General features: G+C 42.4%; 26 protein-coding genes. All 26 read left to right on the top strand.

Annotation, left to right across the window (positions count from 1 at the left end; genetic code table 11):
• The first annotated feature begins 43 nt into the window (after positions 1-43).
• The 26 genes from upp to murA all read left to right on the top strand — a co-directional run bounded on the left by upp (position 44) and on the right by murA (position 25,191).
• Positions 44-673, top strand: a complete 630-nt coding sequence (upp, locus tag ACDZ29_RS09510) for a uracil phosphoribosyltransferase (RefSeq protein ID WP_289314309.1) — start codon at positions 44-46, stop codon at positions 671-673.
• 23 nt (positions 674-696) lie between these two features.
• Complete coding sequence (gene wecB / locus ACDZ29_RS09505; protein WP_289327053.1) at positions 697-1,839, top strand: non-hydrolyzing UDP-N-acetylglucosamine 2-epimerase; 1,143 nt, start codon at positions 697-699, stop codon at positions 1,837-1,839.
• Positions 1,840-1,924: 85 nt separating this feature from the next.
• On the top strand, positions 1,925-4,150 hold the full coding sequence (locus ACDZ29_RS09500; RefSeq protein ID WP_375090739.1) for a S8 family serine peptidase: 2,226 nt from the start codon (positions 1,925-1,927) through the stop codon (positions 4,148-4,150).
• A 469-nt stretch (positions 4,151-4,619) separates the two neighbouring features.
• Positions 4,620-4,988 (top strand): ATP synthase subunit I, encoded by a 369-nt coding sequence (locus ACDZ29_RS09495; RefSeq protein ID WP_048685860.1) that lies wholly within the window; start codon positions 4,620-4,622, stop codon positions 4,986-4,988.
• Between the two features lie 22 nt (positions 4,989-5,010).
• Positions 5,011-5,706, top strand: a complete 696-nt coding sequence (gene atpB, locus ACDZ29_RS09490) for a F0F1 ATP synthase subunit A (protein WP_370016864.1) — start codon at positions 5,011-5,013, stop codon at positions 5,704-5,706.
• A 64-nt stretch (positions 5,707-5,770) separates the two neighbouring features.
• Positions 5,771-5,995 (top strand): F0F1 ATP synthase subunit C, encoded by a 225-nt coding sequence (gene atpE, locus ACDZ29_RS09485; RefSeq protein WP_048685857.1) that lies wholly within the window; start codon positions 5,771-5,773, stop codon positions 5,993-5,995.
• 166 nt (positions 5,996-6,161) lie between these two features.
• Entirely contained in the window at positions 6,162-6,683 is a 522-nt protein-coding gene (gene atpF / locus ACDZ29_RS09480; RefSeq protein ID WP_289318259.1) for a F0F1 ATP synthase subunit B, read from the top strand.
• Complete coding sequence (locus tag ACDZ29_RS09475) at positions 6,680-7,216, top strand: F0F1 ATP synthase subunit delta (RefSeq protein ID WP_289314312.1); 537 nt, start codon at positions 6,680-6,682, stop codon at positions 7,214-7,216. The genes atpF and ACDZ29_RS09475 overlap by 4 nt, the downstream gene beginning before the upstream one ends.
• 24 nt (positions 7,217-7,240) lie before the next feature.
• On the top strand, positions 7,241-8,749 hold the full coding sequence (atpA, locus tag ACDZ29_RS09470; protein WP_095390555.1) for a F0F1 ATP synthase subunit alpha: 1,509 nt from the start codon (positions 7,241-7,243) through the stop codon (positions 8,747-8,749).
• Between the two features lie 37 nt (positions 8,750-8,786).
• On the top strand, positions 8,787-9,647 hold the full coding sequence (locus ACDZ29_RS09465) for a F0F1 ATP synthase subunit gamma (RefSeq protein ID WP_048685846.1): 861 nt from the start codon (positions 8,787-8,789) through the stop codon (positions 9,645-9,647).
• Between the two features lie 88 nt (positions 9,648-9,735).
• On the top strand, positions 9,736-11,133 hold the full coding sequence (atpD, locus tag ACDZ29_RS09460; RefSeq protein WP_289327049.1) for a F0F1 ATP synthase subunit beta: 1,398 nt from the start codon (positions 9,736-9,738) through the stop codon (positions 11,131-11,133).
• 25 nt (positions 11,134-11,158) lie between these two features.
• The gene (locus ACDZ29_RS09455; protein ID WP_048685840.1) at positions 11,159-11,560 is read left to right on the top strand and encodes a F0F1 ATP synthase subunit epsilon; all 402 of its coding nucleotides are present in this window, start codon (positions 11,159-11,161) and stop codon (positions 11,558-11,560) included.
• A gap of 357 nt (positions 11,561-11,917) precedes the next feature.
• Positions 11,918-12,292: an NADH-quinone oxidoreductase subunit A gene (locus ACDZ29_RS09450; protein ID WP_076368347.1), complete on the top strand. Its 375-nt coding sequence runs from the start codon at positions 11,918-11,920 to the stop codon at positions 12,290-12,292.
• Between the two features lie 26 nt (positions 12,293-12,318).
• Positions 12,319-12,795 carry an NADH-quinone oxidoreductase subunit B family protein gene (locus tag ACDZ29_RS09445; protein WP_170946902.1) on the top strand — a complete coding sequence of 159 codons (477 nt, stop codon included), beginning with the start codon at positions 12,319-12,321 and terminating at the stop codon, positions 12,793-12,795.
• The gene (locus ACDZ29_RS09440; protein ID WP_375090738.1) at positions 12,796-14,211 is read left to right on the top strand and encodes an NADH-quinone oxidoreductase subunit C; all 1,416 of its coding nucleotides are present in this window, start codon (positions 12,796-12,798) and stop codon (positions 14,209-14,211) included.
• A 5-nt stretch (positions 14,212-14,216) separates the two neighbouring features.
• On the top strand, positions 14,217-15,314 hold the full coding sequence (locus tag ACDZ29_RS09435; protein ID WP_289314316.1) for an NADH-quinone oxidoreductase subunit D: 1,098 nt from the start codon (positions 14,217-14,219) through the stop codon (positions 15,312-15,314).
• Positions 15,315-16,322, top strand: coding sequence for an NADH-quinone oxidoreductase subunit NuoH (nuoH, locus tag ACDZ29_RS09430; protein ID WP_289314317.1), 1,008 nt, complete (start codon positions 15,315-15,317; stop codon positions 16,320-16,322).
• A 33-nt stretch (positions 16,323-16,355) separates the two neighbouring features.
• The gene (gene nuoI, locus ACDZ29_RS09425) at positions 16,356-16,775 is read left to right on the top strand and encodes an NADH-quinone oxidoreductase subunit NuoI (RefSeq protein ID WP_375090737.1); all 420 of its coding nucleotides are present in this window, start codon (positions 16,356-16,358) and stop codon (positions 16,773-16,775) included.
• Complete coding sequence (locus tag ACDZ29_RS09420; RefSeq protein ID WP_375090736.1) at positions 16,772-17,290, top strand: NADH-quinone oxidoreductase subunit J; 519 nt, start codon at positions 16,772-16,774, stop codon at positions 17,288-17,290. Before nuoI ends, ACDZ29_RS09420 begins: the two co-directional genes overlap by 4 nt.
• On the top strand, positions 17,287-17,601 hold the full coding sequence (nuoK, locus tag ACDZ29_RS09415) for an NADH-quinone oxidoreductase subunit NuoK (protein WP_064467120.1): 315 nt from the start codon (positions 17,287-17,289) through the stop codon (positions 17,599-17,601). Before ACDZ29_RS09420 ends, nuoK begins: the two co-directional genes overlap by 4 nt.
• Before the next feature lie 34 nt (positions 17,602-17,635).
• Positions 17,636-19,507, top strand: a complete 1,872-nt coding sequence (gene nuoL, locus ACDZ29_RS09410; protein ID WP_375090735.1) for an NADH-quinone oxidoreductase subunit L — start codon at positions 17,636-17,638, stop codon at positions 19,505-19,507.
• Positions 19,504-21,027: a NuoM family protein gene (locus ACDZ29_RS09405; protein ID WP_375090734.1), complete on the top strand. Its 1,524-nt coding sequence runs from the start codon at positions 19,504-19,506 to the stop codon at positions 21,025-21,027. The genes nuoL and ACDZ29_RS09405 overlap by 4 nt, the downstream gene beginning before the upstream one ends.
• A 3-nt stretch (positions 21,028-21,030) precedes the next feature.
• Positions 21,031-22,557 (top strand): NADH-quinone oxidoreductase subunit NuoN, encoded by a 1,527-nt coding sequence (nuoN, locus tag ACDZ29_RS09400; protein WP_375090733.1) that lies wholly within the window; start codon positions 21,031-21,033, stop codon positions 22,555-22,557.
• Between the two features lie 149 nt (positions 22,558-22,706).
• A complete protein-coding gene (locus ACDZ29_RS09395; protein WP_061465671.1) occupies positions 22,707-22,949 on the top strand; it encodes a DUF1146 family protein in 243 nt (80 codons plus the stop codon).
• A gap of 158 nt (positions 22,950-23,107) precedes the next feature.
• Positions 23,108-23,857 carry a YwmB family TATA-box binding protein gene (locus ACDZ29_RS09390; RefSeq protein ID WP_289327041.1) on the top strand — a complete coding sequence of 250 codons (750 nt, stop codon included), beginning with the start codon at positions 23,108-23,110 and terminating at the stop codon, positions 23,855-23,857.
• A gap of 32 nt (positions 23,858-23,889) precedes the next feature.
• On the top strand, positions 23,890-25,191 hold the full coding sequence (murA, locus tag ACDZ29_RS09385; RefSeq protein ID WP_125159867.1) for a UDP-N-acetylglucosamine 1-carboxyvinyltransferase: 1,302 nt from the start codon (positions 23,890-23,892) through the stop codon (positions 25,189-25,191).
• Positions 25,192-25,362: the final 171 nt, after the last annotated feature.

The raw sequence follows: 25,362 nt of genomic DNA, 5'->3' as shown, positions 1-25,362 counted from the left end.
TAAAAAAGCGCAAAACTAAGCAATGGAATTGGAGAGATGCTAAATGGGAAAAGTTTATGTTTTCGATCACCCGTTAATTCAACACAAATTAGCCTATATACGTGATATAAATACAGGAACAAAAGAATTCCGCGAACTAGTGGATGAAGTTGCATCATTGATGGCATTTGAAATCACAAGGGATATGCCGCTTGAAGAAGTGGAAATCCAAACACCTGTAAGCACAGCGAAAGTGAAAATGCTTTCTGGTAAAAAAGTGGGGATCGTCCCGATTTTACGTGCAGGCATAGGGATGGTGGACGGAATCATTAAGCTGATTCCTGCTGCAAAGGTCGGACATGTTGGTCTTTACCGTGATCCCGAAACATTGAAACCGGTTGAATATTATGCGAAAATGCCAAGTGATTTGGCAGAAAGAGAATGCATTGTCGTTGACCCGATGTTAGCAACTGGCGGTTCAGCCATCGAAGCGATCAATTCTATTAAAAAGCGCGGTGCAGTCAATATTAAATTCATGTGCTTGATTGCAGCTCCAGAAGGTGTGGAAGCATTGAAAGAAGCCCATCCTGATGTTGATATTTATATTGCAGGACTTGACGAAAAACTGAATGAACATGGTTATATCGTTCCAGGTCTGGGAGACGCAGGAGATCGTTTATTCGGCACAAAATAAGGAAAGAAACTGAGGTGTCACGAATGAACAAACCGATAAAGGTCATGACAATTTTCGGGACGAGACCAGAAGCTGTCAAAATGGCTCCTTTAGTACTCGAATTTCAAAAACACCCAGAATATTTCAACCCGATCGTTGCTGTTACGGCTCAGCATCGACAAATGTTAGATCAAGTTCTCGAATTATTTTCCATTCAGCCAGATTATGATTTGAACATAATGAAAGAAAGGCAAACGCTTGCTGATATTACAACAAGAGCCTTAAATGGTCTTGATTCAGTAATGAAGGAAGCCAAGCCTGATATTGTTCTTGTCCACGGTGATACAACCACAACGTTTGTCGCAAGTCTGGCTGCTTTTTATAATCAGATCGTCATTGGACATGTAGAAGCGGGGCTGCGCACATGGAATAAGTATTCCCCCTATCCGGAAGAGATGAATCGACAGCTCACCGGTACGATGGCGGATTTGCATTTTGCGCCGACTTCAAAAGCAGAAGAGAATCTGCTGAACGAAAACAAGAGAGACAGTATCTTCGTGACGGGAAATACGGCAACCGATGCTTTGAAAACAACTGTACGGTCCACGTATTCCCACCCGGTTTTAAATGGACTAGGGGAAGACAGGCTCATTTTACTAACCGCCCATCGCAGAGAAAATCTAGGGGAACCAATGAGGAATATCTTCAGGGCCGTCAAGAGAATCATTGCTGAGCATGATGACGTTCAAGTGGTTTACCCTGTCCATTTAAATCCTGTTGTTCAAGAGCTGGCAAACGAAATTCTCGGGGACGATCCGCGGGTTCATTTAATCGAACCCCTGGACGTATTGGATTTCCACAACTTCGCTTCTAGAGCCTATCTGATTTTGACTGATTCTGGAGGAATTCAAGAAGAGGCACCGTCACTAGGTGTACCTGTTCTTGTTTTAAGGGATACGACTGAACGCCCAGAGGGGATTGCAGCCGGAACCTTAAGGTTGGCGGGTACTGATGAACAAACCATATTTAATATGGCACATGAATTGCTCACCAATAAAGGGGAGCATGAAAAGATGTCCAAGGCTTCAAATCCATATGGGGACGGAAATGCTTCGGTCCGCATAGCTGAAGCCATCCGTTACTATTTTAAGCAAGTAAATGTACCACCAACTAGATTTGAATCATAAAAAGGAAAAGCCATGCGGCTTTTCCTTTTTTATTTGCATACTCCAAGGTTGTTGAGAAAAGATAACTGCTAAGGGGATGATTATATTGGGAAAGAAAACGTTCATATTGTTTGTTTTCCTTTTTATATGTATTTATTCAAATGAAAAGGGATTGGCATCTGTCATTCTGCCTCCTTTACCAAAACTATCTGAATCTAAGGAAGTAACGGCAGTTGTCACGATGGATAAGGCGTTTCAGCAAAAAAAGATCAAAGAACTGCTTGAAAAATATCCATCCCTTCAATTAAGGAATGTTTATTCGGTTGCCCTGAATGGATTTTCCTTACATGGGAAAATGAATGAAATAGAACAACTTAAAAAGGAGAATGAAATTCAGGCAGTAACGGAAGTATCCATGTATCATGCCGTGTTGGATGAAAGTGTCCCATACATAGGAGGAGGCAGGGTGAGGGGTTTTTTCGATAAGGAGAATCACCGAATCACCGGGAAAGGGGTAAAAGTGGGAATTATCGATACCGGGATCGATTATACACATCCAGATTTACAACGTGCTTATAAAGGAGGGCAGGATCTGGTTGATGGTGATGAAGATCCGATGGAAACCAAAAATCAAGGCGAGCTGGATACAATACACGGAACTCATGTGGCAGGTATCATTGCGGCCAATGGAAAAATGAAAGGCGTTGCACCAGAAGCGGAGATATATGCATATAGAGCTTTGGGACCAGGTGGAGCAGGGGATACAGAGCAAGTCCTGACGGCTATTGAGTCAGCTATGAAGGATAAGGTGGATGTATTGAACCTCTCTCTTGGGAATAACGTCAATGGCCCTGATTTACCTATCTCTCTTGCATTGAATAAGGCTGTGGAAAGCGGCATCGTTGCCGTGACATCAAATGGGAATTCCGGTCCGGCTGTATGGACTGTCGGCTCCCCTGGAACAGCAGAAAAAGCGATTTCCGTTGGAGCGTCGACCCCGCCATTAAGGGTTCCCTATATGGTCTACGGACTTGGTTCGAAAAAGTATCAATCTCATTTAACCTTGTTTCAAGGCTCTGAGAAATGGAAGCTGACATTTTCTGAGGATGTCATATACGGGGGACTGGGAAATGAAGAAGACCTGAAGCATGTTCGGGATAAGATTGTGTTGATGGAGCGCGGCACACTTACCTTCCAGCAAAAAGTATCCAATGCAGAAAAGGCAGGTGCAAAAGGGGTCATTGTTTATAATAATACGAGCGGGACCTTTACTGGAAGCTTGGAAAAAGAAATGAACATCCCTGCTGCTTCTATTAGTAGAAGAGATGGATTGCGACTTAAGCGAATCATGGAGCAAGAGCACAGCAAAACCGTTAATTTTATTTATAAGAACGAGCAAGATAGGCTCGCTGATTTTAGCTCTAGAGGGCCGGTAACCGTATCATGGGGAATAAAGCCTGACGTATTGGCACCGGGAGTGGAAATTGAGAGCACCATTCCTAAAGGATATATGTCCCTGGATGGAACAAGTATGTCAGCACCGCATGTTGCAGGAGCATGCGCCTTAATCCTGCAAAAACATCCGGAATGGACTCCTGATCAAGTAAAATCTGCATTGATGAGCACTTCCAAGCCATTGAGGAAGTCTGCTAATCAGTTGTATCACACATATGAACAGGGGGCTGGACGCATCCAGATCGACGAAGCATTAAAAGTGGACACTCTCTTGAATCCAAGCTCATTGTCGTTTGGGATGTATACCAAAAAAGAAGGAATTGAAGAGCATCATGAAACGATAATCATTGAAAATACCGGAAAGGAAAGGAGGAAGTACTCTTTTATGGTCCCATTAAAAGAGACGGGCCTCACTTGGGAATTGCCGAAATCCCTTACTTTGAATCCGAGGGAAAAGAAAAAGATTAAAGTGGGATTGCAGGTCAACCCAGCCAAGCTGAAAAAGGGAGTCTTTGATGGATACCTTCTTATAATGGAAGGAACCAAAAAAATATCCCTTCCTTATTTATATGTAAAGGAAGAGCCGGATTATCCAAGGGTAATGGGCTTTGATTTCGGTCAAGGAGACCAGGAAGGCACATACCGATACGAAATGTACCTTCCCCGGGGGGCTGAAGAATTCGGGATTGCACTTTATGAGGAAGACAGCTTGAAATTCGTTGGTTATTTGGATTGGTCGAGACCGGCACCTTCCGGTTTGATCAAAAAAGATGTATTGAAAAAGAACCTGCCGCCTAAAGGAGTGTATAAAGCGATAATCTTTGCGAGAAGAGGTGGAAGAGAAGATCGGATAGAAAAGACGTTACTTATTGAGTGAACACAGGACAATATGTAAAATAAAATGGATGTCAATAGTATAAAAAAGATAATTTGTGAACAATTCGTTAATAATTACAAACCTGTGACAAATTTCACTAACCACTCATTGACATTGATTCTAGCCTATTGTATGCTAACAAAGGATGTAAAATGAGAGGGTTTTCAGTAGCCCTGCATGCAGATTTTTACAGCATGAAATGTCTTCTATCCTCCACCAAATTCAACCGCGAGGATGCAACTTGCGTCAAATAATTGCCTACTAAAAATGGCTATGACTTTGATGTCAGCGATTCTTTCTCAAATAGTCGGATCAGTTTTGTTCGGTATCTTCTCTTTGGAAAGATGACTTGTCAGAACCTAAGATTCGAACCGCTGCTATTAGTAATTGGCCTTCTTTGTGGACTTGCTAGGTTTACAAGCAATGCTTCATTCAGTACGAAAATATTTCTCAGGAGATTAAATGAAAAATGCCAGAAATGAAAATCATGTTCAACAGGCAGAGTAAATATATAATTTTTCTTCTGGCGGTTTATGTTGTTGGATGGGGACTTACGAGTTATCAAGCCGTTTTTGCTGGGCTTATACTGGGTACGAGTTTGAGTTTATACAATTTATGGCTGATCAATCAGAAAATGAAAAAGTTCAGTCAGGCGCTCGATGAAGGAAAGAAAACAAAATCTCTTGGGACGATGACTAGAATGGCATCCGCAGGTCTAGCGGTACTCATTGCATTGGAATTTCCGGAGCATTTTCATCTGATAAGTGTTGTATGGGGATTGATGACAGCTTATATTGTCATTTTTATAGATTTTTTCATCCAATTAATACGTCGATAGCGGGGAAGAGAGGTGAATATAGTTGAATCATGGAGCACCCTTACACGATTTTATGGGTCTGACCTTTAACTTGAGTAACGTCCTAATGATAACAGTTGCTAGTCTAGTTGTGTTCATACTTGCTGTGCTTGGTACACGTAAGCTTGCAATGGAGCCAACTGGCATGCAGAATTTCATGGAATGGATTATGGATTTCGTTAAGGGTATTATTAATAGTAACATGGACTGGAGAACAGGTGGTCAGTTTCAACTGCTTGGTATGACTTTGCTAATGTACATTTTTGTGTCCAATATGCTAGGTCTTCCGTTTGCAATTAGTTACGATGGTGTGCTTTGGTGGAAATCACCAACAGCCGACCCAGTTATCACATTGACTCTTGCGGTCATGGTTTTAGGTTTAACGCATTACTATGCAATAAAAATGAAAGGCGCCAAGGGTTACTTTAAAGCTTATAAAAACCCAATGACACTTGTGGAGGAATTTACAAACTCCTTGACACTTGGTCTGCGTCTATATGGTAACATTTATGCTGGTGAAGTTTTGCTGAGTTTATTAGCGGGATCGCTAGCATTTAGTGGACCTGCCGGATTTATTGGTGCAATTGTGCCTACATTAGTATGGCAAGGCTATAGTATTTTCGTCGGCAGTATCCAAGCGTTTATCTTTGTCACGTTAACAATGGTTTATCTGTCTCATAAAGTCAGTGACGACCATTAATTATAAGTTCATTTAGAACTAAAAAAATAATAAATTTTGATACAATCTAAGGAGGATATTTATAATGACAGGTTCAGTAGGTCTTCTTGCAGCAGCAATTGCAATTGGTTTAGCAGCACTAGGTGCAGGTATTGGTAATGGTCTTATCGTTTCAAGAACAGTAGAAGGTATCGCTCGTCAACCAGAAGCTCGCGGTATGCTTCAAACAACAATGTTCATCGGGGTAGGTTTAGTTGAGGCGATGCCTATCATCGCAGTAGTAATTGCGTTTATGGTATATGGTGGTTAATAGAACCTTCAAAAAGTTCAAAAATGGCGAAGTTCGTTCCATGTGAACCTTCGCCTTTCCTTTATGTCCACAATCCTGTTTTTATACAGTTTAAGAGCATAGTTTTCTAAAGTTCATATGAATGAACGCTTTAAGAAGTGAAACTCGTGAAGGGAGTGAACCAAGCGTGTTAACAAGCAGCTTTGTACTTGGGTCAACGTCTCATGGCTTTAATGGCGGAGACATGTTATACCAATTAGTAATGTTTATCATTTTGTTAGCGTTGCTGAAGAAATTTGCATGGGGTCCTCTAATGGGCATCATGACTCAACGTGAAGAACATGTTGCAAATGAAATTCAAGCAGCGGAAGCTAGCAGACAAGAAGCACTTAAATATTTAGAAGAACAACGTGAAATCGTAAAACAATCTCGCACTGAAGCGGGACAACTTATAGAAAACGCGAAACTTCAAGGTGAAGCACAGCGTGAAGAAATCGTGAATCAAGCACGTCTTGAAGCTGACCGCGTCAAAGAATCAGCTAAGCGTGAAATCGTACAGGAAAAAGAAAAAGCCATTACGGCATTACGCGAGCAAGTGGCATCTTTATCCGTACTTATTGCTTCTAAAGTAATAGAAAAAGAACTATCCGAAGCAGATCAAGAGCAATTGATTAATGACTACATTCAAGAGGCAGGAGAAGGGAAATGAGCGATATAACAGTAGCAAAGCGTTATGCCGTTGCCCTTTTCCAAATTGCGAAAGAGCAAAATCTCATTAACCAACTTGAAGAAGAGCTTCGCATAGTGAATGAAGTTTTCACAAATGATAATGAGCTATTAAGCTTCCTGGCTCATCCTAAAATGACTAAAGATGCAAAAGGCGCTTTGATTGCAAATGCTTTTGCAAGCCTTTCTTCTTCCGTTCAAAACACTGTGATGTTAATGGTGGAACGTCATCGTACAGATGATGTGACAGCAATGGCACAAGAGTTCATCGAACTTGCGAATGAAGAAAACTCAGTAGCTGATGCAACGGTCTATACAGTTCGTCCATTGACTGAAACGGAAGTGGAAGCTGTGTCTACATCTTTTGCTGCAAAAATCGGCAAAAGAAATTTACGCATTACTAATATTACGGATAGCAATATCCTTGGCGGCATCAAACTACAAATCGGTAACCGCATATATGACGGGACGATTAGCGGTAAGCTAGATCGCCTTAGCAAACAACTATTAGGTTAATATTCACAGATAGGGGTGAAATTCATGAGCATCAAAGCTGAAGAAATCAGTGCGCTGATTAAAAAGCAGATTGAAAACTATCAGTCGGAAATTAAAGTAAGCGATGTTGGTACGGTTATCACTGTTGGTGATGGTATCGCACGCGTTCATGGTTTAGATAATGCAATGTCTGGGGAGCTCTTAGAATTTTCCAATGGTTCAATGGGATTAGCACAAAACCTTGAGCAAAATAACGTGGGTGTTGTTATTCTTGGACCATTCAGAGACATTAAAGAAGGCAGTGAAGTTCGCCGTACTGGCAGAATCATGGAAGTGCCAGTTGGAGAAGAATTAATCGGACGTGTCGTGAATCCGCTTGGACAACCATTAGATGGTCTTGGCCCGATCGCTACGACAAAAACTCGTCCAATCGAAAGCCCTGCAACAGGTGTAATGGACCGTAAATCAGTTCATGAACCTTTACAAACAGGTATTAAAGCAATCGATGCATTAGTTCCAATCGGTCGTGGACAACGTGAGTTAATCATTGGTGACCGTCAAACTGGTAAAACATCAGTTGCGATCGATACAATCCTTAACCAAGCTGACCAAGATATGATCTGTATCTATGTTGCTATCGGTCAAAAAGAATCAACGGTTCGTGGAACAGTTGAAACACTACGTAAAAATGGTGCTTTGGATTACACAATCGTTGTATCTGCATCAGCTTCTCAACCAGCACCACTTTTATACCTGGCTCCATACGCGGGTGTGACAATGGGTGAAGAGTTCATGTTCGCTGGCAAGCACGTTCTTGTGGTTTATGATGATCTTTCTAAACAAGCATCTGCATACCGTGAACTTTCCTTGCTACTTCGCCGTCCTCCAGGTCGTGAAGCATTCCCAGGGGATGTATTCTACTTGCACTCCCGTTTACTTGAGCGTGCAGCAAAATTGAATGACACTTTAGGTGCCGGTTCAATCACTGCGCTTCCATTTGTTGAAACGCAAGCAGGCGACATCTCTGCTTACATCCCAACAAACGTCATTTCCATAACTGATGGACAAATCTTCTTGCAATCCGATTTGTTCTTCTCAGGTGTACGTCCTGCGATTAACGCTGGTCTTTCCGTATCACGTGTTGGTGGATCTGCACAAATTAAAGCGATGAAGAAAGTTGCCGGTACATTACGTCTTGACTTGGCTTCATACCGTGAATTGGAAGCATTCTCTCAATTCGGTTCTGATCTGGATGCTGCAACACAATCAAAACTTAACCGTGGTGCTCGTACAGTTGAAGTCCTTAAGCAAGATCTAAACAAACCGATCAAAGTTGAAAAACAAGTCATGATTTTCTATGCATTGACTAAAGGTCATTTAGATGATATTCCAGTATCGGATATCCTTCGTTTTGAAGAAGAATACTATGTGTTCCTAGATCGTTCTCATCCGGAATTATTAGATCACATTCGCACAACAAAAGGTCTTCCTGAAGACGCTGCTATCGTTGCTGCAATTAACGAATTCAAAAAGAACTTCGTTATTTCTGAATAATAAGGTCTAACTAATTTATAAAGGGTGGTGAGAATGAATGGCCTCTTTACGCGATATTAAGTCTCGGATTACTTCAACGAAAAAGACGAGTCAAATTACAAAAGCGATGCAGATGGTATCTGCTTCTAAAATGAACCGTGCGGAAGCTAATGCTAAAGCATATGTTCCATATATGGAAAAAATTCAAGAAGTGGTATCTAGTATTGCGAACGGAAGCACGGATGCATCTCATCCAATGCTTACTTCACGTCCCGTTAAGAAAACCGGTTACTTGGTAATCACATCGGACCGTGGATTGGCTGGGGCTTACAATAGTAGCATCCTTCGCCACGTTCATAAAACTATTCTTGAACGCCATAAATCCAATGATGAGTTCGTCATTATCGCAATCGGAAGGGTTGGTCGTGATTTCTTTGTCAGCCGTAACATGCACGTAGAGCTTGAAGTAATTGGGGTTCCCGATCAGCCGTCTTTCGCTGACATTAGCTCCCTTGCAAAATCGACAGTGAATTTATATCTGAATGAACTGTGTGATGAGCTTTATATGTACTATAACCATTATGTCAGCCCAATCCAACAGGAGGTAACGGAAAAGCAAGTCCTTCCGTTAGCTGACTTTAATACTTCCAATGCAACATTGACTTCTTATGAATTTGAACCGAATGCAGAAGAAATTCTTGAGGTATTACTGCCTCAGTACGCAGAAAGTTTGATTTATGGTGCTTTGTTAGATGGTAAAGCAAGTGAGCACTCTGCACGTATGACTGCAATGAAAAATGCGACCGATAATGCAAAAGAGTTGATTGACTCACTTTCATTACAATATAACCGTGCACGTCAGGCAGCGATTACTCAAGAAATTACAGAGATTGTCGGCGGTGCAGCAGCTTTAGAATAAAATCATTAAAGGGGCGGTCGGCCCGGACGATATGCTGGCCGTTCCATAAACTCGATAGTCGTTATAAGCAACGTTAGGAGGGAAAACGATGAATATAGGACGCGTTACTCAAGTTATGGGTCCGGTTGTTGACGTGAAATTCGAAGACGGACAACTTCCTAAGATCTATAACGCGTTAAGAATCGAAAATACAGCGTCTGGTACAGGACTAACTCTTGAAGTGGCCCTTCAACTAGGTGATAATACAGTTCGTACTGTAGCAATGTCTTCCACTGATGGTTTAACTCGTGGTGCAGAGACTGTTGATACAGGAGCTCCAATTTCAGTACCTGTAGGTGAAGTTACTCTAGGTCGCGTTTTCAACGTATTAGGGGAAAACATTGACCTATTTGAACCACTTACAGCAGAGGTGCGTCGTGATCCAATTCACAGGCAAGCACCAACATTCGAGGAATTATCAACATCAGTTGAAATTCTTGAAACGGGTATTAAAGTAGTAGATTTACTTGCACCTTACATCAAAGGTGGTAAGATCGGTCTCTTCGGTGGTGCCGGTGTTGGTAAAACTGTACTTATCCAAGAACTTATTAATAACATCGCACAAGAGCACGGCGGTATCTCGGTATTCGCTGGTGTAGGTGAGCGTACTCGTGAAGGGAATGACCTTTTCTACGAGATGACTGATTCTGGTGTTATTAAGAAAACGGCGATGGTATTCGGACAAATGAACGAGCCACCAGGCGCACGTATGCGTGTTGCTCTAAGCGGTTTGACAATGGCTGAATATTTCCGTGACGAACAAGGACAAGACGTTCTTTTCTTCATCGATAACATTTTCCGTTTCACACAAGCAGGTTCTGAGGTTTCTGCCCTACTAGGCCGTATGCCATCAGCGGTTGGTTACCAACCAACTCTTGCTACTGAAATGGGCCAATTACAAGAACGTATCACTTCAACAAATAAAGGTTCTGTTACATCCATTCAAGCGATCTATGTACCTGCCGATGACTATACGGATCCGGCTCCAGCTACAACTTTCGCTCACTTGGATGCAACAACTAACCTTGAGCGTAAACTTTCTGAAATGGGTATATACCCAGCAGTTGATCCATTGGCATCTTCTTCTCGTGCCCTTAGCCCAGAAGTCGTTGGGGCTGAGCACTATAAAGTGGCTCGTCAAGTGCAATCGACTTTACAGAAATATAAAGAACTTCAAGATATTATTGCCATCTTGGGTATGGACGAATTAAGCGAAGACGAAAAAATAATCGTTGGCCGTGCTCGTAGAATTCAAAACTTCTTGTCGCAAAACTTCCACGTGGCTGAACAATTCACTGGTCAAAAAGGATCTTATGTACCAGTTAAAGAAACAGTCCAAGGATTCAAAGATATCCTAGCTGGAAAATATGACGAACTTCCAGAAGATGCTTTCCGTCTAGTTGGTCGCATCGAAGAAGTTATTGCCAAAGCAAAAGAAATGGCTTAATTAAAGGGACCTAGGAGGGAATGAAATGAAGACCATTAAAGTCAATGTTGTTACTCCCGATGGCCCAGTATATGATGCAGAAGTTGAAATGGTAAGCACTAAAGCTAAAAGCGGTGAGCTGGGAATCATGGCTGGACACGTTCCAACTGTAGCCCCGCTTACCATTGGTGCTGTCCGTCTTAAAAATGGAAGCAACACAGACTATGTAGCTGTAAATGGTGGCTTCTTAGAAGTTCGCCCTGATGTGGTAACCATTTTAGCTCAATCTGCTGAAAGAGCTGAAACTATCGATCTTGCACGTGCTCAAGCAGCAAAAGCTCGTGCTGAACAAAGATTGCAGAACAATGATGGATCAAATGATGCCAAAAGAGCTAATTTAGCACTTAAACGTGCCATCAACCGGATCCAAATTGCAGAAATGCGATAACTTTAAATGATGAAAACACCTGATCTAACCATTCTTGGTAAGATCAGGTGTTTTTTTATATTAGTTTTTGAGGATTTTTGTCAAAGAATGGCGGAATTTAGAAAAAACGGTTTTCATTTGTAAAAAAAAATCGAATTATAGAGTAAAGTAATTTTCCATATTAATCCTTAACTCGTCGACATACGATTATCCTGATGATATAATGTATACGCTTACATTAATTGCTTCATACCCCCTCCAGTCACTTTGCTTCTAAAAGAATGTTATCCTGCATAATATTTAAAACGACCAAAAAAGAAGACAAGCAAATCTAAAATGCACCCATTTTACATGATTTATCCATAAAGGGAGATGAACATGGGACAGCTGCATATTTACCAAAATAATTATTTAATTGTATTTGTTTTCCTTTGTCTCGGCATTTTATTACCTGTGATTGCATTATTTCTTGGTAGACTGCTAAGGCCTTATAAACCGACTGATATGAAATATACGACTTATGAAAGTGGAATCGAGCCTTTTCAGGATTCAAGGGTTCAATTCAATGTCAGGTATTATCTATTCGGATTGATGTTCGTCATATTTGATGTAGAAACCGTTTTTCTTTATCCATGGGCGGTTGCCTACGATGAACTCGGGCTGTTTGCATTGATTGAAATGCTATTTTTTGTCCTTATCCTTATGCTAGGCCTAATCTACGCTTGGAAAAAGAAGGTGTTGAAGTGGAATTGAAATTAGATGAACTTACCCCTAAAGAAATGGAAGAAATGCGTCATAGTATTTTTTTATCCACACTTGAACAAATAAAGGGCTGGGCTAGAAGTAACTCACTCTGGCCGATGACTTTCGGATTAGCATGTTGTGCAATTGAAATGATGGGCGTAGGCTCCTCTCATTATGATTTGGACCGGTTTGGTTCGTTTTTTCGGACATCACCCAGACAATCGGATGTCATGATTGTCTCAGGCACGGTAACGAAAAAAATGGCTCCAATAATTAGTAGATTATACGAACAAATGCCGGAACCGAAATGGGTTATTGCAATGGGATCCTGTGCAACTGCAGGAGGGCCATATGTTCACTCCTACTCGGTGGTCAAAGGAGTAGATCAAATAGTACCTGTCGATGTATATATACCGGGGTGTCCCCCCAACCCAGCAGCACTTATTTATGGAATCAATAAATTAAAAGAAAAAATCCGTTACGAGGCGAAAACCGGAAAGCGGGTGATATAGATGAGTGAAAAGCAAGACATAGCGAAACAAAAGGCAGCGGCAGCGGCGAAGGCGAAGGCTGTAGCACTGGCCCGAAAACAGGCGAAAGAGGAAGGGACGGAGAATCCGGAAGGAGAAACCGATTTAGCGAAGCAAAAGGCAGCGGCAGCGGCCAAGGCGAAGGCAGCAGCACTGGCTCGAAAACAGGCGAAAGAGGAAGGGACGGAAAATCGGGAAGGAGAAACCGATTTAACGAAGCAAAAGGCAGCGGCAGCGGCCAAGGCGAAGGCAGCAGCACTGGCCCGAAAACAGGCGAAAGAAGAAGGGACGGAGAATCCGGAAGGAGAAACCGATTTAGCGAAGCAAAAGGCAGCGGCAGCAGCCAAGGCGAAGGCAGCAGCACTGGCCCGAAAACAGGCGAAAGAGGAAGGGACGGAAAATCCGGAGGGAGAAACCGATTTAGCGAAGCAAAAGGCAGCGGCAGCGGCCAAGGCGAAGGCAGCAGCACTGGCCCGAAAACAGGCGAAAGAGGAAGGGATGGAAAAACCGGAAGGAGAAGTGGACGTAGCGAAGCAAAAGGCAGCGGCAGCGGCCAAAGCGAAGGCGGCAGCATTGGCCCGAAAACAGGCGAAAGAGGAAGGGATGGAAAAACCGGAAGGAGAAGTGGACGTAGCGAAGCAAAAGGCAGCGGCAGCGGCCAAAGCGAAGGCGGCAGCATTGGCCCGAAAGGAATCAAGGGATAATGGTGATGATCTTGTAACTGCGAAGGCAAAGGCTATTGCAGCGGCCAAAGCGAAGGCGGCAGCATTGGCCCGAAAGGAATCAAGGGATAATGGTGATAATCTTGAAACTGCGAAGGCAAAGGCTATTGCAGCGGCCAAGGCGAAAGCCGCTGCTGTTGCGAAGGCCAGGACTGCTGTAAAGGAAAGCAAGGAAGTTATCACCCCAGATGATCTTTCTCCAAACCAGTCCAAACTCGATCAAATTGTTCATGCTATTGAAAGGCATGTAGGGCAAGAGGCATTAATAGACCACTATATTAATAGACTATCAAAAGATGTACCCACTTTAGTGGCTAATCCGGATACATATTTCTCAATAGCAAAATTTCTGCGGTATGATGAACAGCTTAACTTTTCGTATTTATCGGAACTTCATGGAACGGATTTTGAATCCCATATGGAAATTTATGTACATTTGCATTCGTTCAATATGAACCAATCGGTTGCCTTAAAGGTGAAGCTGGATAGGGATTCTCCCGTTATTCCATCATTGGCACCATTATGGCCAGGTGCAAATTGGCCGGAATGTGAGGCTTACGATTTATTAGGTATTAATTTTCAAGAACATCCTGACTTAAAGCGGATTTTACTTGGTGATGATTGGAAAGGGTATCCCCTTAGAAAAGATTATCAGCCTTATGATGTGGAGGTGTAAGCCCAATGTTAAGGACCGAAGAAATGCTTCTCAATGTCGGGCCGCAGCATCCGAGTACACATGGTGTTTTTCGGCTTGTCATCAAGATTGACGGTGAAATTATAAAAGAGGCTACCCCTGTCATTGGGTATCTGCATCGCGGTACTGAAAAACTAGCGGAAAATCTGCAATATACACAAATAATTCCATATACCGACCGACTCGATTATCTAGCCGCAATGACAAATAATTATGTGCTTTGCCATGCTGTTGAAACAATGATGGGGGTGGAAATCCCCGAAAGGGCAGAATATTTGCGCGTAATTGCCATGGAATTGGGCAGAGTCGCAAGCCACCTTGTCTGGTGGGGTACATACTTGCTTGATATAGGTGCGACGAGCCCTTTCCTATACGCTTTTCGAGAACGTGAAATGATCGTTAACTTATTGACTGAATTGTCAGGAGCACGTCTTACATTCAATTATATGCGTGTCGGAGGTGTGAAATGGGATGCTCCTGATGACTGGATTGCGAAGGTGGCCGAGTTTGTTCCTTATATGAGGGAGCAGCTTGCCGGTTACCATGAGTTAGTAACAGGGAATGAAATCTTTGTTAACCGGGTTAGAGGGGTGGGCATCTATACGAAAGAAGAAGCATTGCAGTATTCGCTTAGCGGTGCCAACTTAAGGTGTACAGGCGTGAAATGGGATTTACGGAAAAATGAACCATATTCCATTTATGACAGGTTCACCTTTGATGTTCCTACAAGGGAAGAGGGTGATGCCTTCTCTCGCTATCACTGTAGAATGGAGGAAATCGAAGAATCACTGAAAATCATTGAGCAGGCGGTTGAGCAATTTCCAGAAGGGCCGGTTCTTGCTAAGGTCCCAAAAATAATAAAGGTTCCTAAGGGTGAAGCATTTGTCCGTATTGAATCACCAAGAGGGGAAATCGGCTGTTATATCGCGAGTGAAGGGAAAAAGGAGCCATATCGTTTGAAATTTCGCAGACCTTCATTTTATAATCTGCAGATTCTTCCGAAATTATTGGAAGGGGAAAATATGGCGAACTTGATAACGATATTAGGAGCAATCGATATCGTTCTAGGGGAGGTGGATGGATAAATGATCAAGGATTTGCTCCAATCCACTCCTAGCCTACTGAATTTTGGCATCTTTTTTGGTTTGGCAGTCCTGCTGCTATTCGTTGTATTAGGGTTCGTAACCTATGGAATCCTATCAGAGCGAAAAATCATGGGGTTTATGCAGATGCGTGTCGGTCCCAACCAAATTGGGGGGAAATGGGGTCTCTTGCAGACCGTTGCCGATGTTTTGAAACTTCTGATCAAGGAAGATACAATACCAAAAAAAGCCGATAAGCCGCTATATATATTAGCTCCAGTGATTGCTTTTGCTCCGGCTTTCATGGTCCTTGCCACCTTGCCGTTCACCGATGCCTTCCAATTTGCTGATATAGGTGTTGGACTGCTATATTATATTGCCATTTCCGGCATATCGACCATCGGCATCGTCACTGCGGGATGGGCATCCAATAATAAATATTCTTTGATTGGCGGAATGAGGGCAGCCGCGCAAATGATATCTTATGAAATCCCGTTGGTGATGTCACTAGTGGGAATCGTCCTCTTAACAGGCAGTTTAAACTTGAATGAAATAGTTGCAGCCCAGGAGAAGGTTTGGTTCATTTTTCTTCAGCCGATTGCGTTTATCGTGTTTTTTATTGCATCGGTTGCCGAGTTGAACAGGGTTCCTTTTGACCTGCCGGAAGCTGAATCCGAACTTGTTGCAGGCTATCATGTTGAATACTCTGGATTTCGCTGGGCCTTCTTTATGTTATCCGAATATGTGTATATGTTTGCAATGGCCACGCTAACCACTGTATTATTTTTAGGGGGATGGAATTCTATTCCGTTTTTGGATTTTATTCCGGCGGCCATCTGGTTCGGTCTCAAGTTTAGTGTTGTTTTCTATGTATTGGTCTGGATTCGTGTGACTTTTCCTCGTATAAGGGCAGATCAATTGATGGAGTTCGGATGGAAAGTGCTGCTTCCGGTTGCATTGGCAAATATATTTTTGACGGCACTTATAAAAGAATTAATTAACCTTTTTTAAAAACTTAAGCTGGTCAGAAAGCGAGGGATTTATATGCTTGGTTTAGCAAAAGGTTTAACCTATACATTAAAGAACTTGACGAGGAAAAAAGTGACCTATGACTACCCGAATGAGCCGCTGCCGCTCCCTGACCGATTCCGCGGAATCCAAAAGTTTTATCCTGAAAAGTGTATTGTATGTAATCAATGCGTGACGATTTGTCCAACCGATTGTATTCAATTAACTGGTAAAAAACATCCGGACCCGTCAAAAAAAAGTAAAATCATTGATACGTATGACATTAATTTCGAGATTTGCATTTTGTGTGATTTATGTACGGAGGTATGCCCGACAGAAGCAATCGTGATGACGAATCAATTTGAGCTGGCGGAGTATAGCCGTGATCATTTATTTAAAAATCTGGAGTGGCTTGATGAAAATGATGAAAATATCCGGAAGGTGAATAAAGTATGAGTTTGTCCGGTGAATTAATTGCCTTTTTTGGTTTGGCACTCGTCGCCATATTAGGCGGAGTGCTGTTAATTACCTTAACAAAAGTGGTCCACATGGTAATTGCACTCGTTTTTACTTTCTTGAGCATTGCTGGAATTTATATGTTGCTTTCGGCTGAGTTTGTCGCCATTGTCCAGATCCTTATTTATTCAGGGGCAATAACGATCGTGATGTTATTTGGAATTATGCTCACTAAACACCAAGAAAGTGATGAACCCGTTAAAGGGGGCTGGGGGAGGTTCTCATTGCTGGCAGCTATTGCTGGATTCGCCGTGGCGGTTTATCTGGGTATTTATAATCTGAATATCCCTGTACAGCCAACCGCCTTGCATGAGGATAATACAAAACAAATAGGAATCGAACTTTTTTCAAAATATGTCATTCCATTTGAAGCAATGTCGGTACTACTGCTTGTTGCTCTTGTCGGCGCCATTGTATTGGCTAAAAAAGATGATGGGGAGGGAGATCGATCATGACGGGAGTTCCCTTGTCGGCTTATCTTGTATTGGCACTCGTTTTATTTTGTATAGGACTGTATGGCGCTTTGACGAAGAGAAATGCGGTCATTGTTTTGATTTCAATCGAGCTGATGCTGAACGCTGCTAATATCAATTTAGTTGCCTTCAGTAAATTCGGTGTAACGCCATCCATTACGGGTCAAGTGTTTTCATTATTCACGATTACGATCGCTGCGGCCGAGGCAGCTGTAGGGCTGGCTATATTAATGTCCCTTTATCGGAATCGGAAGACGGTCAATGTCGATGAAATGGATATTATGAAGCATTGAAGGTTTATATAAATGAAGAAGGGGATTTGATACGATGATGGAGAACGCTTGGCTCATACCGATCTTTCCACTCGTCACGTTTCTGGTTCTGCTTCTATCGGGTGGGCGGTTGCGGGAACGAGGGGCCTTTATAGGAATAATATGTACAATGGCTTCGTTGGTTCTATCGCTGCTTACCTTGGTGGAACGATTTAAAGAACCTACTTATAAAATATCGATAGATTGGCTTACCTTCGGGGGGACGCAACTTACAGCGGGGTTTGAAATCAACCAGCTTAATGCCTTGATGCTCGTGATCGTTTCACTTGTCAGCCTGCTTGTCCAGATATATTCGAAGGGGTATATGAAGGATGAAGTGCGATTCTCCATTTTTTATGCTTATCTGGGCTTCTTCACCTTTGCCATGCTTGGACTTGTCATGGCACCAAATTTGCTACAGCTTTATATCTTCTGGGAATTGGTCGGGGTGGGATCTTTCCTGCTTATTGGGTTTTACTTTTATAAACTGGAAGCCAAGAATGCAGCGAAGAAGGCATTCATCATGACCAGAATTGGGGATGTAGGGCTCTTAATCGGCATCATTCTACTATTCTGGGAAACGGGAAGCTTTGAATTTGGAGAGATCTTTCAAGCCATTCAATCAGGCGTGATATCAAATGAAAGACTGACTTTGATCGCTATTTTGATTTTTATCGGTGCGGTTGGGAAGTCTGGACAATTTCCACTACACACATGGCTTCCGGATGCAATGGAGGGACCGACTCCGGTTTCCGCATTGATTCACGCAGCAACCATGGTTGCTGCAGGGGTATACCTGGTGGCGACCATGTTTCCGTTATTCGTTGCTAGTGAAGCGGCAATGCAAGTCGTAGCAATAACAGGTGGATTTACAGCCATATTTGCCGCAAGCATCGCTATTGTGCAAAAGGATGTTAAGCGAGTATTGGCCTATTCGACAATCTCTCAGCTTGGTTTTATGATGCTTGCTTTGGGGACTGCTGGATATGTGGCGGGTGTGTTTCATTTAATGACCCATGCCTTTTTTAAAGCATTGCTGTTTTTGGCAGCAGGCAGTGTTATTCATGCTATACATACACAGGATATAGAAGAGATGGGTGGATTATGGGGGAAATTGAATTGGACAGGGCCGCTGTTCTTGACTGGAACTTTGGCGATATCAGGGTTCCCCTTGCTCTCAGGTTTTTTCAGTAAAGATGAAATTCTAATGGCAGCCTGGGAGAACGGCAATTATGTGTTGTTTGGACTTGCGGTGATTACCTCCTTTTTAACCGCGTTTTATATGTTCCGGCTGTTTTTCATGATGTTTGCAGGAGATTCACGCAGTCAAGTAAAACAGGTTAAGGACTCACCTTCCATCATGATAATTCCCATGCTCGTATTGGCATTGCTTGCTGTAATCAGTGGGTATATCCAAACGCCGTGGTTTGGGACTTTCCTGGGAGAGTGGCTTGTGGAGGGAAATGAAACTCTTCTAGGAGCCAGCCATAGTGAGGGACCAGTTTGGATAATGTTCATGGCTGTGCTTGTATCACTTGCCGGAATATTCCTTGCATATATGATATACGCTAAAAAGAAGTTACCTCGGGTATGGCTTGTCAAGGAAAACTCCGAGTTATATAGAGTTTTGGAAAATAAGTATTATATTGATGAGATTTACCATTTCACAGCAGGCTATGCAATCAAAGGCTTTAGTATTTTCCTATCTTATTTTGAAAGGTTCGTTGTCGGTGGCTTGGTATCCACCGTAACAAGTTCAATAGAGGGATTGGGGAAATTAGGGTCTAAACTGCAAACGGGACAGGTACAGCAATATGGCATGATAGCCTTTCTGGGACTTGCGGTACTATTGGTGATTTTTGCAGTAACTGGGGGGTATCTAAGATGAATGTCTATTTGCTCTCGCTTCTAGTGTTCTCACCGCTGCTGGGCATTGTGATGGTTGCCCTAATGCCGAAGAAAGAGGAAAGGACGATTAAACAATTTGGCTTTTTCGGAACACTGCCTCCCCTTTTCCTATCGTTCTTTCTATGCAGTCAATATTATTCGGGAGTGGCCCTATCCATCTTTGACATTAAGTTGAATTGGATCAGATTTGGGAATTTGGAGATGTATGATCCCAAACTCTTCACAGTTGACTTTGAGTTGGGCCTGGATGGGTTAAGTCTCATCTTCATATTATTGACGACAATCATTTCTTCACTTGCCGCAATCGCCTCCATATATATAAAACAAGAATGGAAAGGGTATTATTTGTTATTTTTGATTTTGGAGATCGGGATGCTCGGTGTCTTCACCGCAGAAAATTTGATCCTTTTTTTCTTCTTTTTTGAAATGACCTTGATCCCCGCTTTCTTTTTGATTGGCAGGTGGGGCTTTCTGGAGAGGGAGAAAGCGTCTTATAGTTTTCTGATTTATAATGGCATAGGTTCGGCAGTTTTATTGGTGGTCATTTTGATTTTGTTTGCCAGGACAGGTACGACCAATATTGCGGCATTGACACAGATGATGACAATGGGTGGTGTTTCGCTTTTTGCGCCCATATCCGGTTCGATGAAGTTTGGTTTATGCCTGGCCTTTCTCGTTGCATTTGCGATAAAGCTGCCCGTATATCCATTTCACAGCTGGATGGTGCGGGTCCATGCGGAAGCACCTCCATCCATAGTCATGATTCATGCTGGTGTCCTATTGAAAATAGGGGCTTATGGAATCATCCGGTTTGGAATGGGGATATTTCCTGAACAATATAAAAGCTTGGCCTTTACCGTTGTCCTGATTGGGGTCCTCAGTTTTTTATATGGTGCATTTCTAGCATTGGTACAAACGGATTTCAAGCTCGTTTTAGCATACTCATCAATCTCGCATATGGGAATCGTCATGATGGGTCTGGGAGCCTTGAATGAAGCGGGCATTCAGGGAGCTATCTTTCAAGTCATCTCACATGGGCTAATTGCTGCTTTGTTGTTTTTCTTGGTGGGTGTGTTGTATGAGCGGACGGGAACCACCATGCTTCCTAAGCTTGGTGGATTGGCCAAGTCGATGCCGGTTTTTTCAGGGTTTATGTTAGCGTGCGGGATGGCTTCACTCGGTTTGCCTGGCATGTCTGGCTTCATCAGTGAATTCATGGTATTTCTTGGCTTATTCAAGAGTCAGCCATTGCTTGCAGCAATTGGGGTGATCGGGCTGGTATTAACCGCTGTCTATATCCTGAGGGCGGTCATGTTGATGACCTTCGGGGAAAATGATAGCTTGGTAGAGAAAGAGAAACGGGACCTTAGAGGCTGGGAGCTTGTACCGGCATTGGTTCTTCTCGGTTTGATAATATCTGTTGGGGTATACCCAAATTTGTTAGGCGGGCCTCTTCAAGGAACGATTGAAGCCATGATGCTAGCTTTAGGGGGGCGATGAAGGATGGATTTGAACACGATGCTTTCTTATGATTGGGGAGCGATGATGCCGGAATTCATCATCCTGGGAACGGCCATGATTCTTTCGATATTGGATTTATTCTGGCCGAAGCACTTTAATCGGAGAAAACTGGCATGGCTCGCGCTAACCGGAATCATTTTGGCATGTTTGTCACTGATTAGCTTACTATCCTTTGAGACAGTCAGTATCTTATCCGATACGTTTCGTTTAGATTCATTTGCAAAAGCATTTAAGCTACTCTTATTATTCGGAGCGGGCCTAATCATCCTTCTGGCTGAAGAATATGAACCTAAAGAGGGGCTGCGGGAACATCGGGGGGAATTTTATTATCTTTTCCTGACCGCTTTGCTTGGAGCGATGGTCATGTCCTCAAGCGGGGATTTGATAACCCTGTTCGTTGGACTGGAACTTCTTTCCCTTTCATCTTATATACTAGTCGGAATGCGTAAACATGATCAGAAGTCTAACGAAGCGTCCATGAAGTATGTGATAAACGGAGGCATTTCCACGGCGATCACTTTATTCGGGATGAGCTATTTATATGGTGTGACTGGTTCTGTCAATCTAGGCGAAATGAGCCGGACGATGGCTGCGATGACCGACGGTCAGCTGCAATACATCATGGGCCTCGCTTTCTTCATGGTATTTGTCGGTTTATCCTTCAAGATAGCCGCCGCTCCCTTTCATATGTGGGCGCCGGATGTCTATGAGGGGGCACCGACACCGGTCGTAGCCTTCTTAAGTGTAATTTCGAAAATAGCGGGTTTCGTCATCATCCTGCGAATTTTTCTTTCGTTGTTCCTAACGGCATCCGGTGATACATTCGGAGCGCTCGACTTTTTGGAAAAAAACAATATCTATATAGCTTCATTGGCAGGTCTGACAATCATCATTGGAAATGTGATTGCGTTAAGGCAGCAAAATTTAAAACGGTTGTTCGCCTATTCAAGCATCGCCCATGCGGGTTATCTCCTTGTAGCGGTCGCCACATTGGGTGGGGGATATTTCCTGTTGGATACAGTCTGGTTTTACCTACTGGCTTATGTATTGATGAATATCGGTGTATTTGCAGTCATTCAGCTGCTCTCCAGTCAAAGCGGATCGGAAGACATTAGCATTCTTGCAGGACTGGGGAGGAAATCCCCGTATCTTGCCATATCATTTACTGTATTTATCCTGTCGCTTGCTGGAATTCCAGGGACGACAGGATTCATTGGCAAACTCAATATTTTCCTTGGAACATTCATTACGGAGCCTGGACATTTTGTCCTTGCGGGAATCATGATCGCAGGTACCATTGTGTCCTATGTATACTATTTCGGATTATTGGTTCAGGTCTTTTTCCGACCCATTTATTCAGAGAAGGTCATTAAAATTCGTTGGGGTCTTTACACAGTGTTGATCATTTGCGTAATAGGCACCATACTTTTCGGGGTGGCGCCAAATATTGCCTTTGATTTTATTCATGATCAATTTGGTGAATTTACAGACTTTATTTCGAGTAAATGATATAATGCCTGTATCAGAGGCTTGTTCCATTGGATCAAGCCTCTATTTACAGTTTTAAAAAGATATTTTGCAATTCTTCCTTTTATATTCCAAATTCGAAGGAGTTTTGTGTTAGAATAGAGTTCGGGTGTCATTTAGGAGGTATGTACATGTTTTCAGCAATGGGACAGCAGGCTTTAACAGGAATAATTGCACATTTGTTTTTCATTGCAGTTACCTGGTGGGCTTTACAGGCATTACATTTCGATAAAATCTTAAGATCCAATTCGGTCATCAAGGCCAGGGTTTTATACATTTTATTAACGGTTGCCATAGGTTCAGTTGTTAGTAACTTCTTCCTTGACTACCTGGGATTTGCAAACCAACTCCCGTATATGTTTAGTGATGACTGATAAGCTGTAAGACTTTTCTTATAGCAAAATATGATTCTACTCTTGTATTCGCCATGCTTACTGCCATTTTAAGGCGGAATGTGTCACCAATTGTCGGAAAACTCGAAGTATGATCTCTCTCCTTATGGAAAGAATGTGTAAAAGGGGAGGGATTTAACATGTATATTTTAAACAAAAAAATGTTAACATACATAGTATTTCTTGGTTTGATGGTGATTTTAATTGGGAATAGTACGATTGTGGCAGAAAGTAAACCAGATATAGTTAAATTGGTGGGTCTGTTACAAAAGGATAAGGATTTAGACATAGAAGATTGGTCTGTACTCACTAGAGAAATAAATAAAGAGATTACAACTAAACGAGAGTTTGAAAGCGAAGTTGCGGCTTTAAAACGAAAATACCCTCAATTTCAATGGCACCGGAAAGATGATGCTTCCGGCTGGAAGGCTGAGGCGTTAACTTACAATGTCGATTCAGGTCTAACCGAGTCTATCAAAATAATGACAACGGAAGAGAAATTTGATAAAGTTACCTATGTTATTTACGAAGTGAAGGGAAAAAAGTGGAGAAAAGCTAATTCGGCATTTTTTACGGCTACATTCCAGAACAGGGTGAATGACCTATTTATAGGGACTCCTTCAATTTTTTCTTGTATTAAAGGGTCTATCAATGATAATATGGATTCGGTTTTAAACTCTAAAACTGAAGACCTGTTAGATATGTTCCAAGCAAGGGAAATTGAGAGTGTGCATGAAACGAACTTTACATCAATATCTGCACATTCAACATTGTTTAAACAACCTTTGACAAAAGAAAAATTAAATTTGCAGTTTGGGCTACGGACAGAAGGATTGGGTGACCAAACGAACTTTGTAGTTGGCACACCAATCATAACGTTTGAATATTAATATAGAGAAAATGGACGCGGAGGGGAATACTTTTGGAAAAAATCATCGTCCGCGGCGGAAAAAGGCTTAGCGGGACAGTTAAAGTAGAAGGTGCTAAAAACGCCGTTTTGCCAGTTATCGCTGCAACATTATTAGCAAGTGATGGGAAAAGTATCATTAAAGATGTTCCTACGCTCTCCGATGTATATACAATCAATGAAGTATTGCGCAACTTAAATGCAGATGTTGCCTTTCATGACAATCAAGTAACTGTAGATGCATCAAGAGAGTTATTAGAAGAAGCACCATTTGAATATGTACGTAAAATGAGAGCTTCCGTTTTAGTAATGGGCTCATTACTAGCAAGGAATGGCCGGGCCCGCGTTGCTCTTCCTGGTGGCTGTGCCATCGGATCACGTCCTATCGACCAGCATTTAAAGGGTTTTGAAGCGATGGGAGCAAAAGTGAAGGTCGGCAATGGTTTCATTGATGCCGAGGTAGAAGGAAGACTTAAGGGTGCAAGAGTGTATCTTGACTTCCCGAGTGTGGGTGCCACTGAAAACATCATGATGGCAGCAACACTTGCTGAAGGTATAACTGTTCTTGAAAATGTGGCCAAAGAGCCTGAAATTGTAGATCTTGCGAATTTCCTTAATAAAATGGGTGCCAAAGTCAGAGGTGCTGGTACTGGTACGATGAGAATCGAAGGTGTCGATAAATTATATGGCACTGAACATGCGATTATACCTGACCGTATCGAAGCTGGTACATTTATGACAGCGGCTGCTCTTACTGGCGGCAATGTTCTTGTTCAAGGAGCTGTACCTGAACACCTTACTTCCCTTATTGCTAAAATGGAGGAAATGGGCGTTAAAATTCTTGAAGAAGAAGATGGATTACGCGTTATCGGTCCAAAAACCTTGAAGGCCATTGATATCAAAACAATGCCACATCCTGGTTTCCCGACTGATATGCAATCGCAAATGATGGCATTATTATTGCGTGCTGAAGGAACAAGTATGATTACGGAGACCGTTTTCGAAAACCGTTTCATGCATGTTGAGGAATTCCGTCGCATGAATGCCAATATTAAAATAGAAGGTCGTTCTGTTATCGTTAATGGACCAACTAACATTCAAGGTGCTGAAGTAGCTGCAACAGATTTACGTGCCGCAGCAGCGCTCATCCTGACTGGATTGGTTGCAGATGGCATTACTCGCGTTACAGAATTAAAGCATCTTGACAGAGGATACGTTAACTTCCATGGTAAATTGGCATCTCTAGGTGCTGATGTGGAACGTATTAACGAAGATGTACCTGCAGAAACAAAAAAAATTGCAGATTTAAACGCATAAGATAGCTTATAAAACCATTCACGTTCGATACATGGAAACGTGAATGGTTTTTTTTGTTTTGTTCCAGCATTCATCGCCTCCGGTTAAATAGTTATCGTTTTTCTATTCATAAAAGCTTGTCCTTCGACATACATTTGTTATGTAAAGATCCTGCTGGATAAAGATTATACG

Source organism: Peribacillus sp. RS7, from assembly GCF_041956845.1.
In the GTDB taxonomy this organism is placed as follows: domain Bacteria; phylum Bacillota; class Bacilli; order Bacillales; family DSM-1321; genus Peribacillus.
This window is presented reverse-complemented; position numbering and strand designations above follow the sequence as displayed.

What these genes read in the sequence shown, in the direction of transcription:
- ACDZ29_RS09395 (WP_061465671.1), top strand. Translation starts at nt 22,707, where the DNA reads ATGTTTTCAGCAATGGGACAGCAGGCTTTAACAGGAATAATTGCACAT.
- ACDZ29_RS09420 (WP_375090736.1), top strand. Translation starts at nt 16,772, where the DNA reads ATGAGTTTGTCCGGTGAATTAATTGCCTTTTTTGGTTTGGCACTCGTC.
- ACDZ29_RS09475 (WP_289314312.1), top strand. Translation starts at nt 6,680, where the DNA reads ATGAGCGATATAACAGTAGCAAAGCGTTATGCCGTTGCCCTTTTCCAA.
- ACDZ29_RS09445 (WP_170946902.1), top strand. Translation starts at nt 12,319, where the DNA reads ATGGAAGAAATGCGTCATAGTATTTTTTTATCCACACTTGAACAAATA.
- atpA (WP_095390555.1), top strand. Translation starts at nt 7,241, where the DNA reads ATGAGCATCAAAGCTGAAGAAATCAGTGCGCTGATTAAAAAGCAGATT.
- wecB (WP_289327053.1), top strand. Translation starts at nt 697, where the DNA reads ATGAACAAACCGATAAAGGTCATGACAATTTTCGGGACGAGACCAGAA.
- ACDZ29_RS09440 (WP_375090738.1), top strand. Translation starts at nt 12,796, where the DNA reads ATGAGTGAAAAGCAAGACATAGCGAAACAAAAGGCAGCGGCAGCGGCG.
- ACDZ29_RS09390 (WP_289327041.1), top strand. Translation starts at nt 23,108, where the DNA reads ATGTATATTTTAAACAAAAAAATGTTAACATACATAGTATTTCTTGGT.
- nuoI (WP_375090737.1), top strand. Translation starts at nt 16,356, where the DNA reads ATGCTTGGTTTAGCAAAAGGTTTAACCTATACATTAAAGAACTTGACG.
- nuoN (WP_375090733.1), top strand. Translation starts at nt 21,031, where the DNA reads ATGGATTTGAACACGATGCTTTCTTATGATTGGGGAGCGATGATGCCG.
- upp (WP_289314309.1), top strand. Translation starts at nt 44, where the DNA reads ATGGGAAAAGTTTATGTTTTCGATCACCCGTTAATTCAACACAAATTA.
- nuoL (WP_375090735.1), top strand. Translation starts at nt 17,636, where the DNA reads ATGATGGAGAACGCTTGGCTCATACCGATCTTTCCACTCGTCACGTTT.
- ACDZ29_RS09435 (WP_289314316.1), top strand. Translation starts at nt 14,217, where the DNA reads ATGTTAAGGACCGAAGAAATGCTTCTCAATGTCGGGCCGCAGCATCCG.
- atpE (WP_048685857.1), top strand. Translation starts at nt 5,771, where the DNA reads ATGACAGGTTCAGTAGGTCTTCTTGCAGCAGCAATTGCAATTGGTTTA.
- ACDZ29_RS09465 (WP_048685846.1), top strand. Translation starts at nt 8,787, where the DNA reads ATGGCCTCTTTACGCGATATTAAGTCTCGGATTACTTCAACGAAAAAG.
- ACDZ29_RS09450 (WP_076368347.1), top strand. Translation starts at nt 11,918, where the DNA reads ATGGGACAGCTGCATATTTACCAAAATAATTATTTAATTGTATTTGTT.
- ACDZ29_RS09455 (WP_048685840.1), top strand. Translation starts at nt 11,159, where the DNA reads ATGAAGACCATTAAAGTCAATGTTGTTACTCCCGATGGCCCAGTATAT.
- atpD (WP_289327049.1), top strand. Translation starts at nt 9,736, where the DNA reads ATGAATATAGGACGCGTTACTCAAGTTATGGGTCCGGTTGTTGACGTG.
- ACDZ29_RS09495 (WP_048685860.1), top strand. Translation starts at nt 4,620, where the DNA reads ATGCCAGAAATGAAAATCATGTTCAACAGGCAGAGTAAATATATAATT.
- nuoH (WP_289314317.1), top strand. Translation starts at nt 15,315, where the DNA reads ATGATCAAGGATTTGCTCCAATCCACTCCTAGCCTACTGAATTTTGGC.
- ACDZ29_RS09405 (WP_375090734.1), top strand. Translation starts at nt 19,504, where the DNA reads ATGAATGTCTATTTGCTCTCGCTTCTAGTGTTCTCACCGCTGCTGGGC.
- nuoK (WP_064467120.1), top strand. Translation starts at nt 17,287, where the DNA reads ATGACGGGAGTTCCCTTGTCGGCTTATCTTGTATTGGCACTCGTTTTA.